Raw genomic sequence first — 548 nt, 5'->3', positions numbered from 1 at the left:
GCTCGGCAACGAATTCGATGCCGCGATGCTGGCGCGATCCTGCGAAGGCAAGACCACGAGCCTGAAGGCCGCGCTGCTCGACCAGCGCGTGGTGGCCGGGCTCGGCAACATCTATGTCTGCGAGGCCTTGCATCGCTCGCATCTGTCGCCGCGCCGGATCGCCGCGACGCTGTCGACCAGGAAGGGCGAGCCGACAGACCATGCGAAGAGATTGGTCGGTGCGATCCACACCGTGCTGAACGACGCCATCAAGGCCGGCGGCTCGTCACTGCGCGACCATCGCCAGACCACAGGCGAGCTCGGCTACTTCCAGCATTCGTTCAAGGTCTATGACCGCGAAGGCGAGACCTGCAAGACGCCTGCCTGCGGCGGCACGGTCAAGCGCTTCAACCAGAACGGCCGTTCGACCTTCTGGTGTCGGAAATGTCAGAAGTGACGACTAAGCCCGCGGCCAAACGGCCGTGAGTCTGTGTGAGCATGACGAGCCCACCACGAGCGTCATTGCGAGCGTAGCGAAGCAATCCAGACTGTCACCGCGGAGGGATTCT

Annotated in this window: 1 protein-coding gene; it reads left to right on the top strand. The window is 63.7% G+C overall.

All coding sequences use genetic code 11. From position 1 onward, the window contains the following. Window positions 1-436 (top strand): zinc finger domain-containing protein (locus AC1D00_RS44635; protein ID WP_477015150.1); only part of this gene is annotated, 436 nt, incomplete at its 5' end. Between the last annotated feature and the right edge of the window lie 112 nt (window positions 437-548).

The organism is Bradyrhizobium sp. P2_E8, assembly GCF_056403875.1.
Note: the sequence above shows the minus strand (reverse complement) of the source record. Positions and strands in the feature narration are given on the sequence as shown.